Source organism: Mycobacterium sp. NGS15 (assembly GCF_059813245.1).
In genome coordinates this window covers 135,299-149,732 of the sequence record NZ_JCALEF010000003.1, presented here as the reverse complement: position 1 = coordinate 149,732, position 14,434 = coordinate 135,299, and the positions used below count along the sequence as shown (strand labels likewise).

Annotated in this window: 13 protein-coding genes; 4 read left to right on the top strand and 9 right to left on the bottom strand. The window is 65.7% G+C overall.

The annotated features are described in order from the left end of the window. Positions 1-6: 6 nt before the first annotated feature. Complete coding sequence (locus AC5Y5C_RS08385) at positions 7-873, bottom strand: MetQ/NlpA family ABC transporter substrate-binding protein (protein WP_499971791.1); 867 nt, start codon at positions 871-873, stop codon at positions 7-9. Positions 874-1,027: 154 nt separating this feature from the next. After that, entirely contained in the window at positions 1,028-1,759 is a 732-nt protein-coding gene (locus tag AC5Y5C_RS08380; RefSeq protein ID WP_499971789.1) for an Rv1815 family serine proteinase, read from the bottom strand. Positions 1,760-1,931: 172 nt separating this feature from the next. Here AC5Y5C_RS08380 and AC5Y5C_RS08375 point away from each other — a divergent pair, with 172 nt between their 5' ends. After that, positions 1,932-2,606: an LppX_LprAFG lipoprotein gene (locus AC5Y5C_RS08375; RefSeq protein ID WP_499970929.1), complete on the top strand. Its 675-nt coding sequence runs from the start codon at positions 1,932-1,934 to the stop codon at positions 2,604-2,606. After that, the gene (locus tag AC5Y5C_RS08370; protein WP_499970927.1) at positions 2,603-4,141 is read left to right on the top strand and encodes an MFS transporter; all 1,539 of its coding nucleotides are present in this window, start codon (positions 2,603-2,605) and stop codon (positions 4,139-4,141) included. Before AC5Y5C_RS08375 ends, AC5Y5C_RS08370 begins: the two co-directional genes overlap by 4 nt. On the opposite strand, the gene ribD is transcribed toward AC5Y5C_RS08370, so the two are convergent. The 4 genes from ribD to fmt are packed head-to-tail and all read right to left on the bottom strand — an operon-like array spanning position 4,109 to position 8,180. Next, complete coding sequence (gene ribD / locus AC5Y5C_RS08365) at positions 4,109-5,140, bottom strand: bifunctional diaminohydroxyphosphoribosylaminopyrimidine deaminase/5-amino-6-(5-phosphoribosylamino)uracil reductase RibD (protein WP_499970925.1); 1,032 nt, start codon at positions 5,138-5,140, stop codon at positions 4,109-4,111. The two genes, AC5Y5C_RS08370 and ribD, sit on opposite strands and share 33 nt — an antisense overlap. A 1-nt stretch (position 5,141) precedes the next feature. After that, complete coding sequence (rpe, locus tag AC5Y5C_RS08360) at positions 5,142-5,807, bottom strand: ribulose-phosphate 3-epimerase (protein WP_499971786.1); 666 nt, start codon at positions 5,805-5,807, stop codon at positions 5,142-5,144. Positions 5,808-5,847: 40 nt separating this feature from the next. Beyond that, the gene (locus AC5Y5C_RS08355) at positions 5,848-7,251 is read right to left on the bottom strand and encodes an RsmB/NOP family class I SAM-dependent RNA methyltransferase (RefSeq protein WP_499970923.1); all 1,404 of its coding nucleotides are present in this window, start codon (positions 7,249-7,251) and stop codon (positions 5,848-5,850) included. Then, complete coding sequence (gene fmt, locus AC5Y5C_RS08350; protein ID WP_499970921.1) at positions 7,248-8,180, bottom strand: methionyl-tRNA formyltransferase; 933 nt, start codon at positions 8,178-8,180, stop codon at positions 7,248-7,250. The genes AC5Y5C_RS08355 and fmt overlap by 4 nt, the downstream gene beginning before the upstream one ends. Before the next feature lie 179 nt (positions 8,181-8,359). Between fmt and AC5Y5C_RS08345 the strand changes: the two genes are divergently transcribed. Next, entirely contained in the window at positions 8,360-8,926 is a 567-nt protein-coding gene (locus tag AC5Y5C_RS08345) for a TetR/AcrR family transcriptional regulator (RefSeq protein WP_499970919.1), read from the top strand. Between the two features lie 11 nt (positions 8,927-8,937). Here AC5Y5C_RS08345 and AC5Y5C_RS08340 read toward each other — a convergent pair whose 3' ends face one another. Continuing rightward, on the bottom strand, positions 8,938-10,944 hold the full coding sequence (locus tag AC5Y5C_RS08340; RefSeq protein WP_499970917.1) for a primosomal protein N': 2,007 nt from the start codon (positions 10,942-10,944) through the stop codon (positions 8,938-8,940). 57 nt (positions 10,945-11,001) lie between these two features. On the opposite strand from AC5Y5C_RS08340, the gene AC5Y5C_RS08335 reads away from it, so the two are divergent. Continuing rightward, positions 11,002-11,973, top strand: coding sequence for an alpha/beta hydrolase (locus AC5Y5C_RS08335; protein WP_499970915.1), 972 nt, complete (start codon positions 11,002-11,004; stop codon positions 11,971-11,973). Here AC5Y5C_RS08335 and AC5Y5C_RS08330 read toward each other — a convergent pair. Both AC5Y5C_RS08330 and AC5Y5C_RS08325 read right to left on the bottom strand, forming a co-directional pair. Beyond that, on the bottom strand, positions 11,938-13,407 hold the full coding sequence (locus AC5Y5C_RS08330; RefSeq protein WP_499970913.1) for an NCS1 family nucleobase:cation symporter-1: 1,470 nt from the start codon (positions 13,405-13,407) through the stop codon (positions 11,938-11,940). The two genes, AC5Y5C_RS08335 and AC5Y5C_RS08330, sit on opposite strands and share 36 nt — an antisense overlap. After that, positions 13,407-14,423: a TIGR03842 family LLM class F420-dependent oxidoreductase gene (locus tag AC5Y5C_RS08325; protein ID WP_499970912.1), complete on the bottom strand. Its 1,017-nt coding sequence runs from the start codon at positions 14,421-14,423 to the stop codon at positions 13,407-13,409. Before AC5Y5C_RS08325 ends, AC5Y5C_RS08330 begins: the two co-directional genes overlap by 1 nt. Between the last annotated feature and the right edge of the window lie 11 nt (positions 14,424-14,434).

Here is a 14,434-nt window from a genome sequence, read left to right as displayed (position 1 = left end):
CCGTCATCATTTTTCGCTGCGGATCTGCTGCTCGATCCTCGCCAGGATCGACGCGCAGTCCGGGCCACTCTTTGTCACCGTCAGTTGAGTTCCCTTGCTCTCCTTGGCATATGCCTCGGTGACGGCCGGGGAATGGAACACCTCGACCAGTTTTTGGTACGTCGGATTGTCCTTCTCTTCGGCGCGCGCGACGATAACGTTGATGTACGGCTCGGCGCCTGGACTCGCCGGGTCATCGGCGTAGAGCGCGCTCTTGGGGTCGATGTTCGACTGCGCCAGATAGGTGTTGTTGACGATGGCCCCATCGACCGACTTGAGCGACAACGGCGTCTGCGCCGCGTCCACCAGCGTCACCGTGACCCTGGAGGCACCCTTGTCGATATCGGCGGCACTTGGCGTCACCAGCCCACCCTGGAGAGTGATGAGCCCGGCCGCCTTCAACACGAGCAGTGCGCGTGCCTGATTGGGCGGATCGTTGGGGATGGCGATCTGTCCACCTTGTGGGATATCCGCGAGGGTCTTGTGTTTCTGCGAATAGAGCCCGAGCGGCACGATGTAGGTGGCGCCGACCGGGGCGAGTGTTGCGTTATCGGCAACATTGTATTCAGCTAGAAAACGTAAATGCTGAAACAGATTCACATCGATCTGTTTTTGGGTGAGTGCCACATTCGGCTGGCTGTAGTCGGTGAAGTTGGTGGTGACGAGCTTGATTCCCGCCTTTCCCGCCTCATCGACGAAGACGTCCCAGGATTCCTTCCCCGCCTCTGACGTGCCGATACGAACAATGTTCCCACCTTGACCGTCGCTTCCGGAACACCCGACGCTCCCCATGGCTATCGCGAACGCGGCGAGAGCAATGGCAATGCGCTTCATGTCTACCTTCCAAAATTCAGTGTGATCACAATGATTGACATTGTGGAATTTCTGAAGGCTCAGCAAATTTATTAATGGCCCCAGAACGGCGCCACAGTACCAGAATGAAAAGCGCAATGCGCCCTATGCGAATGCGAAAACGAGCCGGGGTGTCCTAGGACGCGGCCGGGGCGGTCGCCGCAGCAGTGACGGCGGGGAGCTCGGGACCGCCGTTACCCGGTCCGGCAGCCGGAATCTCCGGTACCAGCTGCGACTGCATTTGAGCCGATATCGCCGACCAGGACATGGCCGCCGGCCTTCCGCCCCATCGCAGCGAGTAGATACCCACCAGCAAGGCCTGGCCTGGCTGGGTGATGGTGTACACCGGAGCGCCCGAATCACCGTGTTGCCCACCGATATCCGCCATGGTGAACCAACCGTTGTTGATCGCGTCGACCTTGCCGCAGGTCTCGCCGGACACCGATCCCATCAGACACACCGGCAGCCCCGGCTCGGGCCCGGCGTTCTGCGCCATCCGCAGCGCAACCCCATTGGGCAGAATGCTGCTCAATTCCACCCCGGGCGCGAACGAGATGCCTTCGTAGTCGGAGACGACATCGCCGGGGCCGATCGCACCGCCGGTCGGCAGGTTCCGGCTCATCAGCAGCACCTCACCGATACGGTTCCCGCCCAGGTCGGTAACCGATCCGGTGGCATTGCAGTGGCCGGCCGTAAGGCCGATCCGAGATGCCGGATCGACGTAGCCAAGAGTGCAACGGCTGTCCCCCTGGACAATCGACATGCCCGGGAAAGCGACAATCTTGGGAGGAGTTTCGGAGGCTGGATCGGCGGCCGAAAGCGCAGGTGAAGCAACAAGTATGCCGGCCACCGCGACGGCCGCGGACACACCACATGCCAGTGCTCTGCTCACGTTTTTCACAACAACCAGCCCTCGGTTGACAATCCCGCCCTGCAAACGAGCATGGCGCCGGATTGCTGGAGTGTCAATTTTCATTGCCAGCAACTCCGTCGTGTCGCGAGCCTCCCCGGGGTCGCGCTCAGCCTCTACGATCGAACGCATGCGCAATCGCATCCGCCTCGCCCTTATCCCTGTCGCAGTCGCCACCATCGCGTTGGCCGGCTGCTCCAAGACCGACAAGGCCGACGTCAACTTGCCCGAGGCCGCCACACTCCTGAGTGAGTCGGCAGCCACCACCAAGACACAGACGAGTACACACCTCGTCCTCAAAGTCACCGGCGACAAGCCGACCATCAAGCTCTCCGAACTCACCGGTGATCTGACCACTACACCGGCCCTGGCCGCCAAGGGCACCGCCAAGACCGGCGGATTGGAGCTGCCCTTCGTGGTGGTCGACGGCGAGCTGTTCGCCCAGCTCGGCAGCGCTTACTCCAGCATGGGCCCCGTCAAGGACGTTTACGACGTCGGCATCATTCTGGATCCCAACAAGGGGTTGGCCAACCTGCTGTCGAACTTCACCGGCGCGAAGTCCGAGAAGACCGAGACCGTCGACGGTGTCGATTCTGTCCTCGTGACCGGGACCGTGAACAAGGACGCCATCAACACCTTCGCCGGCTCCAAGCTCACCTCGGACATCCCCGGCAAGGCCTGGATCGCGAAGGACGGCAATCACGCACTGTCCAAGATCAGCGTCGATACGTCCCCGGGCAACACCATTGAGATGTCGTTGTCCGATTGGGGCAAGCCGGTCACGGTCGACAAGCCCGCCTCGTGATCGACACAGCCAAGGAGACAGCCCTCCCGCTGCGGCATCGCGGCATCGCGATCGGCGCCGGAAGTCTGGCGGTCCTGCTCGGTGCCCTCGACACCTATGTCGTGGTCAGCGTCATCACCGACATCATGCGTGATGTCGGCATTGCACTGAACAACATCCAGCAGGTCACCCCGATCGTCACCGGGTATCTGCTCGGCTACATCGCGGCGATGCCACTACTGGGGCAAGCCTCCGACCGATTCGGGCGCCGGCTGATTCTGCAGCTGGCGCTGGTGGGCTTCGCAGTCGGTTCCGTTGTCACCGCGATGTCGACCGATCTCACGATGCTGGTCACTGGCCGGGTCATCCAGGGTGTGGCGAGCGGCGCACTGCTGCCAGTCACCCTGGCCCTGGGCGCCGATCTCTGGGCGGCACGCAATCGTGCCACGGTTCTCGGCGGCATCGGTGCCGCGCAGGAACTGGGCAGCGTACTGGGCCCGCTGTACGGCGTGCTGTGTGTGTGGCTGTTCGGCTCCTGGACCGCCATCTTCTGGGTCAACGTGCCGCTCGCAATCATCGCCATTGTGCTGGTTCAGTTCAGCGTTCCCGCGCACGAGCACGACGCGAACCGCCCGAAGGTCGACGTCATCGGAGGCGCACTCCTTGCCATCGCATTGGGCCTGCTGGTCGTGGGCTTGTACAGCCCCGATCCCAAGGTCTCCGCACTACCGGAGTGGGGTCTGCCGGTTCTCACCGGGGCCGCGGTCGCGTTTGTGGCGTTCATCCTCTGGGAATCGCGCGCCAAGACGCGGTTGATCAGCCCCGAAGGAGTTCGATTCGGTCCATTCTTCGCGGCGCTGGCGGCATCGCTGGCCGCCGGAGCCGCACTCATGGTCACGCTCGTGAACATCGAGCTGCTCGGGCAGGGCGTGCTGCAGATGGACAAGGCCAATGCCGTGTTCCTGCTGTCGAGGTTCCTCGTCGCGCTGCCGATCGGCGCGGTGATCGGTGGCTGGCTGGCTACCCGATTCGGCGACCGGATCATTGCGGTGACCGGTCTGCTGATCGCCGCGTTCGGGTATTACCTGATATCGGGCTGGCCGGTGGACGTGTTGGCCGCCCGGCACGATTTCGGGTTCTTCACACTGCCCCGGTTGGACACGGACCTGGTGGTCGCCGGTGTGGGTCTGGGCCTGGTGATCGGCCCGCTCTCCTCGGCCGCGCTACGCGTGGTGCCCGCGGTACAGCACGGCATCGCATCGGCGCTGGTGGTGGTGGCCCGGATGACGGGCATGCTGATCGGGATGGCAGCCCTCGGCGGCTGGGGCATTCACCGCTTCTACCAGAACTTCGACGCACTGGCCGCCAAGGAGCCCAAGCCGGAAGGAAAGCCGAATCTCCTTGTGCTACAACAGCAGCTCCTCGACCGGTCCATCCACGCCTACAGCCAGATGTACAGCGAGATGTTCGCGATCACGGCAATCGTCTGCGTGATCGGTGCTGGCATCGCGATATTCGTCGGTTCACAACGTAAGTCGGGGGACGAGGCTCAGTAGCACATCAGGCCCCATCCGCTCGATATCGTCGTACTCCCAGCGCAGCGCACGCGACAGGGTGGTGACGCCCACGTCCTCCACGGCGGGGACGTTGCCACCCAACAGCATCGGGGCGAGGTAGGCCAAAATCCGGTCTACCAGCCCCGCACGCAGGAAGGCCCCGGCCAGTGTCGGCCCGCCCTCCAAGAAGACATCGGTGCGATCCGCCAGGGCCGCAATCACCTCGGCCGGGTCGTGCGTCCGGATCACCATGGTGTGCGAGTCGTCGTTCAATACCTTGGCGTCCGAGGAAACCTCGCGCATACCGACAACGACGCGTAGCGGCTGGTGCGGAAACAGGACGTTGTCGGGAGTGCGTGCGGTGAGCTGCGGGTCATCGGCGAACACGGTGCCGGTGCCCACCAGGACGGCATCGGCGAACGCTCTCCGCCGATGCACGTCGGCCCGCGACTGCTCGCTGGTGATCCATTGACTGGTGCCGTCATTGGCGGCACTGCGCCCATCGACACTGGCACCGTATTTCCAGGTGACATGGGGGCGTCCGGTGCGTTGTTTATGCAGCCACTCTCGCAGTGGTCCCGCGGCAACCCGGTCGGCACCGACGCCACCCAGGACCTCGACGCCCAGCGCGCGCAAGTGCTCGGCTCCCCCGGCTGCACGCGGATTGGGGTCGGCGACGGCGTAGACAACACGTGAAACACCCGCCGCTGCAAGCGCATCCACACACGGCCCGGTTCTCCCCTGGTGATTGCACGGCTCCAGAGTGACGACGGCCGTACCACCTGCTGCGGCATCGCCGGCCTGGGCCAGCGCCACCACCTCGGCATGCTCCTGCCCGGGCGGACGGGTACCCCCTATCCCGGTAACCGCTCCCGCGGCATTCAGGATCACCGCGCCAACAGGCGGATTCGGATAGGTGCCGCCCTTGACTTCCTCAGCAGCCCGGATCGCCAGGTCCATGGCGGCATCCAAGCCAATTGGGCTGGCCGATTCCGTCATATCAGCGGGCCGAATGTGCTGCCGCCCTGGCGGCTTGTTCACGCAGCGCCCGCACCGCCGCTCGAGGGTCTTGCGCCCCATACACGGCCGAACCCGCAACGAAACAGTCGACGCCTGCCTCGGCGGCTTGCTCGATGGTGTCGGCGTTGATCCCGCCGTCAATCTCCACGAGCACAGTCAGCTCGCCGGAGTCGACGAGCTTGCGCACTGCACGCACCTTGTCGAGTACGCCCGCGATGAAAGACTGTCCGCCAAAACCTGGTTCCACCGACATCACCAGCAGCGTGTCAAAGTCCTTGAGCACTTTGAGATATGGATCCAAGGGTGTACCCGGTTTGATGCTGAGACCGGCCTTGGCGCCCGCCGCACGAATGTCACGGGCGACGGCGACCGGATTATCCGTGGCCTCGGCATGAAAGGTCACATTGTGCGCTCCCGCCTCGGCGTACCCCGGCGCCCAACGATCGGGGTTGTCGATCATCAGGTGGCAGTCGATGGGGATGTCGGTTGCGGCGAGCAGGCTGTCGACAACGGGTAGGCCCAACGTCAGATTGGGTACGAAGTGCCCGTCCATGACATCCACGTGCAGCCAGTCGGCCCCTGCCACGGCCGCCATCTCGTCGGCAAGACGTGCGAAGTCGGCGGACAGGATCGATGGGGCGATCATGGGAGCGCGGTGCGACATGCCGTTCAGCTTATGTGCCGCTTTATGGGTGTTTGCGCAGGAGGGCGGTGAACATGGCATCGGTACCGTGCCGGTGCGGCCACAATTGCACCGTATCGGCATCGCCCAGTCGGTCCACACCGGGGAACACCACACGGGCGTCCTCGGCGGTCACCGGGTGACGCCGCACCGCATCGGAGACCACACCCACCGTTTCCGCCAGGTGCGGCGAGCAGGTGCTATACACGATGACGCCGCCTGGCCGAGTCAATTCGATGGCGCTGGAAAGCAATTCGCGTTGCAGCTTGACCAGCGCCGGGATATCGCCCGGTTGACGCCGCCAACGAGCCTCCGGACGGCGGCGCAGCGCGCCGAGCCCCGTGCACGGTGCGTCAACCAGCACGCGATCGAAGGAAGCGGGCGCCAGCCCGCTTTCCCGCCCATCCGCGGTGAGCACCGTCACCGGTAAGGACTTCGCGGCGGTAGCGACCAACCCGGCCCGATGCGCGGCGATCTCTACGGCCGTGACATGGGCACCGCTCTCGGCTGCCAGCGCCCCCAACAGAGCCGTCTTGCCGCCTGGCCCGGCGCACAGGTCAAGCCATCGTTCGTCGGTGCCGTCGAGTGGCGCCAGCGCGGTCGCGCGCGCCACCAGCTGGCTGCCTTCGTCTTGTACCTGCGCCAGGCCGTCACGGAGCGCCTCCAGCCGGCCCGGGTTTCCGCCGGGTAGATACACCGCGTAGGGCGAGTAACGACCGACGGTGCCGCCCACCTCGTGGGCCAGCGTTTCCGCGTCTATATGTCCCGGACGAGCGGCGAGGTGAACGGTAGGGCGCTCGTCGTCACTGGCGAGCACGTCATCGAGTTCAGCGGCGGCCGGGCCGAGTGCATCGGAAAACGCCTGAGCGATCCACCGCGGGTGAGCGGTCGCGAAGGCGAGCCTGCCGACCCTGTCGGATTCCGGCGGGGCCAACTCCTCCACCCATTCTTGCTCGCTGCGACGAGAAATGGTGCGTAGTACCGCGTTCACGAAACCAGCTCTGCCCTGGTCGAATTCGACGGCAACGGCATCTACGGTGGTGGACAGTGCGGCGTGGGGTTCCACGCGGGTGCGCAGCAGCTGGTAGGCACCCAGCCGCAGCGGATCCAGCAGCCCCTCATCCACCTGGTCAATCGAGCGGCCGGCGGCCGATGCGATCACCGCATCGAGAAGGCCACGGGCCCTGGATGTTCCATAGGTGAGCTCGGTGGCGAAGGCGGCGTCGCGCCCCGCTATCCCGCGCTCACGCAGCAACGCGGGTAGCGCCAGATTGGCGTACGCATCGTGACGCGATACCGCCCGCAGCACATCGAGCGCGGCCTGCCGTGCCGGATCGAGCTTGCGGCGCGCCCGCTCAGGCGGACGTGAATCCTGGTTGGGCCGCCGACGCGGCGGTCGTGTGCTCACAGTGCGCGAACCTCCGCATCCAGTCTGGCGCCGCGCGCCCAGTCGACAGCATTCATCAGCTTCTTACCTTGGGGTTGCACCTCGTTGAGCGCGATCGCCGTCGTACCGGTGCCGACCAGCACGCCACGCTTGCGAACCGAAACCGCTCCAGGCGGCAGTTGTTCAGCCTGCTCCTCAACATCCATCCGCACCGGCCCCACCTTGACCCGTGCCTCGCCGATGGTTGTCCAGGCACCGGGTTCGGGAGTCATGGCGCGCACATGGCGGTCGATCACATGGGCCGGAAGCTCCCAACGGATACGGGCCTGCTCCACGGTGATCTTCGGTGCGGTGCTCGCCCCGTCAGCCACCTGCGGAACGGCCACCAGCGCCCCGTCTGCGATGCCGTCCATTGTCGATTCAAGAAGGCCCGCACCGGATTCGGCGAGCCTGCCCAGCAGCGCACCAGCGGTGTCCCCGGCAGTGATCCGCTCGGTGACCACGCCGTACACGGGTCCGCTGTCCAATGCGGGCTCGATAAGAAACGTGGTAGCACCGGTTATCTCATCACCAGCCGCGATGGACGCTTGTACGGGCGCGGCGCCGCGCCATGCGGGTAACAGCGAGAAATGCAGATTCACCCAGCCATGCGCGGGCACGGCGAGCAACTCGGGTTTCAGCAGGGCGCCGTAGGCGACCACCGCGCAGCAGTCCGGAGCGAGTTCGGTGAGCTCGCGGACGAATTCGGGGGCGTTCGGGAGCGACGGTGTGAGCACCGCGAGCCCATGCTCGCGGGCCAACTCGGCGACCGGCGACGCGGCCGAGGCTCGTCCCCGGCCCGCGCGGGCGTCGGGCCGGGTCAGTACCGCGACCACCTCATGACGGGAGGCCAACAGCCTTCGCAGAGACGGCAACGCCGGGGCCGGAGTACCGGCGAACACTATGCGCACCGCGTCAGTCTAGGAAGGATGCGCCGTCCACATCGAATCCCAGGTGGATGGATAGAGCCTCAGATAGTCCGGGACGTTCGCCGAGGATAGTGATCCCAAGTCTGGATACATCCGATAGCATAATCTTGATGGCTACCAGAGGACGAGGCCGGCCGAGTGGCGCTCCCTATGATCGCAAATTGCGGACAGAGGAGCTACTCGACGCCGCGGAGCGCGCGATTCGCAACAGCGGCGGCTCCGTGTCCATTGCCGAGGTCGCCAGGGAAGCAGGATTCGCCCGATCTGCCTGCTACGCGATCTTTCCCACCAAAGCGGACCTGCTGCGTGCGTTGAGCCGCCGTCATGCCGATCGGCTGATCGCCGGTTCCTGGCGGGACAGCATGGTCGGCGACATACGCGATCAAACCCGGGCATTTTCCGACATAGTGATCGACTGGATCACTGCGGAGCCGGAGCTGTACGTCGCACTCGATCGCGATCTCACTGCCCAAGAGAGGCTCGACCACGGGGTCTTCGACCTCATTGCGCAGGTGACCGAAGAGCATTTGCAGGCCCAGTTCCCCGGCGCGCATATGCGACAGCTCGCACCCATCTGGTCGCGGCTCGCCGTTGGGGGCGTGCTCATGACCATCAACTGGTGGACAAACACGAGCGGTATGACCCGCGAGGAGCTTCTCGGCTACATCGTCGAGACTTTCGCCCACGGTATCGGTGGCAGTCCCGCGCTCACTGCCGCTAATTCCTGAAGTTCGCCGGATTACCCCACGTGCAGCGGATCGATCTGGACTCTGACGGGCTCGGCGTCGCGCCGCGCACTCAGCGTTGCCACCCCCCGGCGCAAAGCCGCGGCCATCTCAAGTCCCGCGGTGCGCTCGACCCGAATGAGCATGCGCACCACCTCCACGCCGTCGGATATCCCGGCCGGGCGGCGCGCCCCCACCGGTAGATCAACGGGCCCCAGCAGCTCGGCACCCTCGGGAAGATCGGCTGTGTCGATGAGGGCGGCCACCGCCGCGGCTGGCCCGTCGATGGCCGCGATGTGCACCTGCGGCGGTAACCCGACCTCCGCGCGGGCCGCCAGCTCGGCGGCGGCATGGCCCACCGGATCCCACCGGATGAGTGCCTGCACCGTCGGCAGGGCCGAGTCCGCGACGACAACCACGGCGCCGCCCTCGTCACCTCCGCGCACCAACGCGGCGGCAGCCATCCACTTCCGCAAGGTGTCCTCCGCCGCACGCAGGTCCTGCCGGCCAAGTAACGCCCACGCGTCCAGGAGCAGAGCCGCGCCATATCCGTTGGGAGTCAAGGGTTCTGCCCCCGGTGTGCATACCACCAGGCTCGGCGGCCCGGTGACTGTGGCGTGTACCTCGCCGCCCCCGGATGTCACCACCGGAACTCCCGGCAGTGCTCTACCCAGCTCTTCGGCAGTCCTGCGCGCGCCCACCACGACGGCGCGTACCGAACCCGAGCCGCAGCGAGCACAACGCAGATCGGCATCGACCCGCCCGCACCAGCGACAGCTGGGGCTTGAGGTATCACTGGGTCCTTCCAGCGCCAGCGGGCCGGTGCAGTGACGACACCGCGCGACAGTCCGGCACCGGGTACAGGCCAATGCCGGAACATACCCACGGCGCGGTACCTGCACGAGAACCGAATGCCCGCGCTTCAACGCATCCCGGGCGGCGCTCAGCGCCACCATGGGGAGCCGCGCCGAACGCGCCGCCGGATCACGTTCCTGCGCATATCCGCTGTCATCGAGGGCACTGATCCGAGCGGAGGCCTTGCGCACTACCGCACGGGCGGCCACCACATCGTGCGCCCAGCCGCTCTCCACGAGTGCCTGCGACTCGGCGGTGCGCGCGTATCCGCCGATCACCGCCGCACACCGCAGCTGATGCGCCCGCAACATCGCCACCTCGCGGGCGTGCGGGTAAGGAGAGCGCGGCTCAGCGAGGTTGTCATCGCCGTCGTCCCACACCATCACAAGACCCACATCGGAGACCGGTGCGAATACCGCGGCTCTGGTGCCGATCACCACCGTCGCATCTCCACGCAGAACCGCCAGCCAGCGCCGGTATCGCTCGGCAGGACCGAGTTCCGCCGAAAGCGCGATAACACGTTGTGCACCCACATGTTTCACACATTCAGCTGCCAATGCATCGATATCGCGCTGATCCGGGACGACCGCGAGCACTCCCCTGCCCGTGTTCACCGCCGCCACCGCGGCCTCCGCGAGGCGGGTGCACCACGCCTCGCCGGGCAGTGCCTGCCACACCGCACGCGCGGCGCGGCCCTGCGAGAGTGCCTCGAGAAATCGTTCGCCACGCTGATAGCGGCCCCAGCCCGAACCATCGGCCGCCGATGCCACGAAATGATCGGCCGGCGCCGCGCGGATTTCCTTCTCGACGCGTGCGTGACGGGGCGGCAGCGCCAGGCGCAACACGTCGGCGCGGGTTCCCGCATATCGGGCCGCCACCGCGTCGACGAGCCTGCGCACATCCGGTGTCAGCACCCGCGTGGGCGACACGACACGATCCAGCCAGCCGAGCTTGCCGGGGTGATCGGTTTCGGAGCGGCGTTCCAACAGGATCGCGTCCACCAGCCGACCGTGGAATCGCACCCGCACCCGCACGCCGGGCTGGGCGTCGTCGGATTGCTCCGCCGACACCAAATAATCGAACTCGCGATCCAGATGAGGCACGGTGAGCAGCGGCAGTACCCGAGCAACCGGCTCGTATTCGGCCATCGCCCGCGTCGCAGTCACCTGGTCGTTCTAGCAGACGCCCCCGACTCGCAGGTCAGCACCCGATACAGTGACGAGATGACCGATTCCGTCGCTCTTCGCGCAAGCGGCTCATCGCACACCGAACCGAGCATCGACCCGATCATCCTCAAGATCCTGGAAGCTGTTCCGATTCAGCTCGTTTCGCCAGATGGGCCGCAGGCTTCCCGGGACGCCTATCGGGCAATCGCCACCGCGCGCCCGCCGTGGATCGAGGTCGCCAAGGTGGCGGACCGCACCATCCCCGGCCCCGCCGGAGAGATACCGGTGCGTATCTACTCCCCGTCCACGGACCGAGTACACCCGGTGTTCGTGCTGATCCACGGGGGCGGCTGGGTAATCGGCGATCTGGATACCCACGACGCGATCGGTCGCGCTGCAGCAGTGCAGGCCGACGCCGTGGTGGTGTCGGTGGACTATCGGCTGGCGCCGGAGCATCCCTATCCGGCTGCGGTCGAGGACTGCTGGGCCGCGTTGCAATGGGTGCACGAACATGCCGCCGACATCGGTGGCGATCCGGATCGCCTTGCCGTCGGGGGCGATTCCGCCGGTGGCAACCTATCTGCGGTACTGGCCCAGCTGGCCCGTGACAACGGCATTCCGCTGGCCTTCCAGCTGCTCTGGTACCCGGCCACCACCTTCGACGTGACACTGCCGTCGATGATCGAGAACGCCGAGGCGCCCGTGCTGGACGTCAAGGCGGTCGCAGGTCTGAGCAAGTGGTATCTCGGGGACACCAATCCCGCCACCGCCGGTCCGACGCTGGTCCCGGCCCGTGCCGAGAGCTTCGAGGGGCTGGCCCCGGCGTTCATCGGCACCGCACAGTTCGATCCGCTGCGCGATGACGGCGCCAAGTACGCCGAACTGCTGAGCGGCGCCGGCGTAGCGGTGGAGTTGCACAACGCCCCCACCCTGATCCACGGCTATCTGGGTTACGCCGATATCGTGCCCGCCGCCACCGCAGAGCGGGACCGCTCACTGGCCGCTCTCCGGACGGCGCTGCACGGCTAGCCCTACGCGGGACAAGCTCAACACGTACATCAGCGCGCCCCCCAACAGCGCCCCAACCGGCCAAGAAAGCGCCGTCAGACTCTGCGACGAGGGCACGAGCGCGATGGCGACTGCCGCCGCACCCGCGACGCCCAGCGCGATCAATGCCGCGGGGTTGAATCCGCGGATGTAGTAGTAGGCACCCTCGGTGGACTCTGAGTACAGATCCGCGGTGTTCGTGCGCTGGCGACGCAGCAGGTAGTAGTCGACAATCAGGATCCCGAACACCGGCCCCATCAACGCGCCCACCCCACCGAGGAAGTACACGATGGCGGCCTCATTCCCCCAGACCTTCCAGGGCAGCACGACGACCGACAGGACCGCGGTGATGATGCCCCCGGTGCGAAACGAGATGTACTTCGGTGCGACGTTGGAGATGTCGTAGGACGGGGAGACGAAGTTGAGCACCACGTTGATACCCACGGTGGCGATGGCGAAGAGAACCGCCGCGACGATCACGATGGCATCCGAATCGATATCGGCGACCAGCTCCACCGGATCGGTCATCGCACTGCCGTACTTCTTCAGCGCGGCAAGCGAAATGACGATCGAGATCACCACAAACGCCGTCTCGTTGAGTGGGATACCCAGGGCATTCCCGCGCAAGATCGCCCGGCGGCTGGGTGCGAACCGGGCGAAGTCCGCGTAGTTGACCAAGGGACCGGCCATGAAAGCGACCATCAGGAACGCCACTCCGGTGAAGGCAAGCACCGTGGCCCCAGGTGCCAGCGGCGCGCCGACGCGGGCACCGAAGTCGATGCTCCAGTCCACACTGGCCAGCATCCATATCGCCAGGGCGATCATCCCGATCCACACGACCGGGCCGGCGACATCGGAGGCCTTGCGGACTATCTCCATGCCGTAATTGAGGATCAGCAGCTGCACGGTCCACAGCGTCAGGAAGGCGGCCCACCCCAGTGCGTGCAGGCCCAAGAACGTCGGCTCGGTCCACGCCCGCAGCCCGGGATCCAACCGCAAAAGCAGCACGATCACCGCTGTGGACGCCAGGTAGGTCTGGATTCCGTACCAGAAGATCGCGACCAGCCCGCGCAGCAGAGCCGGAACATTGGCACCGAAGACCCCGAATGTGGCGCGCGCGAACACGGGGAACGGCACTCCTAGCCGTTGGCCGGCGATCCCGATCAGGTTGCTCCCGAACCAAAGCACGAGCACCCCGGCGAAAAGCGCCAACAGGGTCTGCCAGCCCGTGAGTCCCAGCGCCAACATGCCGACGGCGAAGCCGTAGCTGCCCAGGCTGTGCGCGGAGGTCATCCACAGACAGAAGATGTCCCAGGTGCGCCAGGTCGCCTGCGCCGGGGTGGTGGGCGCCAGGTCCGCGTTACTCAGCCGGCCCGCAGCCGCTACCGGCGCGAGCTCCCCCGCTGCCGTCGCCATCAGCTCTTCGCCGTGATGTGTTGTGACAGCGCGGGAATGACCGTTTCCCCGTATACCCGCAGGGTCTCCTCCTTGTTGTCGTGCTGGAGGTACCCCGCGAACTGGTCCACCCCGAGAGCTTTGAGCTCCAACAACTTTGCGATGTGATCTGCCGCGGTGCCGAGTACACAGAAGCGCTCGACGATGTCATCGCTCACGAACTTCGCGTGGATGTTCCCTGCCCGGCCGTGCTGGTTGTAGTCGTACCCCTCACGTCCAGCGATGTAGTCGGTAAGAGACTGCGGTACGTGACCATGGGAGCCGTACCTGGTCACGATGTCGGCCACGTGATTGCCCACCATGCCACCGAACCATCGGCATTGGTCGCGCATATGCGCCCGGTCCGATCCCACATATATGGGTGCGGCCACGCAGATCCGCACATCCGCCGGATCACGTCCGGCCGCCGCTGCGGCGTCCCGCACCGCCCCGATCATCCACCGCGCGATGTCGATATCGGCGAGCTGCAAGATGAAACCGTCCGCTACTTCGCCGGCCAGGGCGAGCGCCTTAGGCCCGTATGCGGCGACCCATACCTCGAGCGTGGAGCCGCGGCTCCACGGGAATTGCATAGTGGCACCGTGGTATTCGACCGGCCGCGAATTCGCGAGCTCCCTGATGACGTGGATCGAGTCACGCAGCGTGGCCAGGGTTGTAGGCGCGCCGCCGGTCACCCGGACCGCCGAATCACCCCGGCCGATGCCGCAGATAGTGCGGTTGCCGTACATGTCGTTCAGGGTGGCGTACAGCGACGCGGTGACGGTCCAGTCTCGGGTCGCCGGATTGGTCACCATGGGCCCCACGACAATCCGCTTCGTCTCATGCAGAATCTGGCTGTAGAGCACGTAGGGCTCCTGCCACAGCACGTGTGAATCGAAGGTCCACAGATGACTGAAGCCATGTGCCTCGGCAAGTTTGGCCAGCTGCACGGTTCGCGCAGCCGGTGGATCACATTGCAGGACAACTCCGAAATCCATCGCAGGCCCTC

What these genes read in the sequence shown, in the direction of transcription:
- AC5Y5C_RS08385 (WP_499971791.1), bottom strand. Translation starts at nt 873, where the DNA reads ATGAAGCGCATTGCCATTGCTCTCGCCGCGTTCGCGATAGCCATGGGG.
- AC5Y5C_RS08375 (WP_499970929.1), top strand. Translation starts at nt 1,932, where the DNA reads ATGCGCAATCGCATCCGCCTCGCCCTTATCCCTGTCGCAGTCGCCACC.
- ribD (WP_499970925.1), bottom strand. Translation starts at nt 5,140, where the DNA reads ATGACGGAATCGGCCAGCCCAATTGGCTTGGATGCCGCCATGGACCTG.
- rpe (WP_499971786.1), bottom strand. Translation starts at nt 5,807, where the DNA reads ATGATCGCCCCATCGATCCTGTCCGCCGACTTCGCACGTCTTGCCGAC.
- AC5Y5C_RS08335 (WP_499970915.1), top strand. Translation starts at nt 11,002, where the DNA reads ATGACCGATTCCGTCGCTCTTCGCGCAAGCGGCTCATCGCACACCGAA.
- AC5Y5C_RS08330 (WP_499970913.1), bottom strand. Translation starts at nt 13,407, where the DNA reads ATGGCGACGGCAGCGGGGGAGCTCGCGCCGGTAGCGGCTGCGGGCCGG.
- AC5Y5C_RS08325 (WP_499970912.1), bottom strand. Translation starts at nt 14,423, where the DNA reads ATGGATTTCGGAGTTGTCCTGCAATGTGATCCACCGGCTGCGCGAACC.